At 70.6% G+C, this 1,583-nt stretch carries 1 protein-coding gene and 1 pseudogene; both read left to right on the top strand.

Annotated elements, in window-relative coordinates:
* Positions 1–636 (top strand): annotated as a pseudogene (locus ACFVUT_RS37665) (MFS transporter); the annotation flags it as partial.
* A partial coding sequence (locus tag ACFVUT_RS37670; protein WP_389671182.1) for a DNA glycosylase AlkZ-like family protein occupies positions 633–1,583 on the top strand: 951 nt, incomplete at its 3' end. The pseudogene ACFVUT_RS37665 and the gene ACFVUT_RS37670, both read left to right, overlap by 4 nt.

Here is a 1,583-nt window from a genome sequence, read left to right on the forward strand (position 1 = left end):
CTCCTGCCCCTCCTCGTGATGGGGTGCATCTTCGGCGGCACCGGCGTCCTCGTCCCCGCCTACACCCAAACCCAGCACGCCACCGCCTGGCTCGGACCACTCCTCGCCGCGATCAGCACCGGAGGCGTCATCGGCGGCATCCTCTACGCCACCATCGACTGGAAAGCCGGGCTCTGGCGCAAATACCAGCTCCTGACCCTCGGCTTCACCCTCCCCACCACACTCCTCTTCCTCGCCCGCCCCCTATGGCTCCTGGCCACCCTGCTGCTCCTGGCCGGACTGTTCGTCACCCCGCTGTTCATCAACGCCTTCCTCCTCATCGACGCCACCGCGAGCGACGACACCCGAATCGAGGCGAACGCCTGGGTCGGCGCCTCCACCGACATCACCGGCGGCATCATGGCCGTCACCATCGGAGCCCTCGCCCAACACCACAGATGGGACACCGCGCTCATCACCCTCACCAGCTGCGCGGCCATCGGCGCCGCCAGCGCGTTCCTGGCCCCCACCCGCCGAACAGCCGCGCCAGGGGACGCTCTGCCCGCAGCGCGACCGCCCAGCCCGCCCGAGGCCCAGCCCGCTGACGCTCAAGAACCCGCGGTCACACCAGCCACTGTGACGGATCCACGTCCATGACCACCCCGGCACCCGAAGCCGAACTGTCCCTGACACAAGCCCGGGACATCGCCGTCGCCGCGACCCTTCCCGCCGACGGCTTCCCCGACGTGACCGCCGCCCTCACCCTCCTCCACGCCGTCCAGCTCGACAGCATCAGCACCCTGGCCCGCGCCCACCAGCTCACCCTCACCACACGCCTACCCACAGCAACAACCCGGACCGTCGACAACACCCTCAACAACACCCCGACCGCGTTCGACTACCCCGCCCACGCACTGGCCCTCGTGCCGCTCGCCGACTGGCCCCTGTGGGCCTTCCGCCGCCGCGCCACCCGCCGCCGCCCCCAATACCCGGACCGGCGGACCCGCACCGCCCTCATCGACCGCATCCAACGCGACGGACCACTCCCGCTGCGCCAGCTCCGCGATGACGCAGAAGCAGGAGCCGGATGGGACTGGAGCCCAACGAAGACAGCCCTGGAACTCCTCGTCTGGTCCGGGGAACTCGCCTCCACCCGCCGCACGGGCGGCCGGCGCCTGTTCGACCTCGCCGAGCGCTGCATCCCCGCCGCTTTCCTGAGCGACCAGGCCTCCGACGACGCATGCCTGACCGCGCTCCTCGGCAACGCCGGGGCCGCACTTGGCGTAGCTACCACGGACGACCTCGCGGACTACCTCCGCATCCCCACCCCGGTCGCGACCCGCATCCTGCCCGGAACCGGCCTCACCCCCGTGAGGGTCGAAGGCTGGGGAACAGCCTGGGCCGACCCACAAGCACTCACCCGCCCGGCGCGACCGTACCGGAAACCGGTGTTCCTCGGGCCATTCGACAATCTCATCTGGTACCGCCCCCGCGTCCAGCGCCTGTTTGGCTTCACCCAGATCTTCGAGGCGTACAAGCCCCCGGCCCGCCGCAAGTACGGCTACTACGTCTGCCCACTCCTCGCCGACGGCCGCCTGATCGGC

The sequence above is a fragment of the Streptomyces sp. NPDC058051 genome, from assembly GCF_042885475.1.
Lineage (GTDB): Bacteria > Actinomycetota > Actinomycetes > Streptomycetales > Streptomycetaceae > Streptomyces.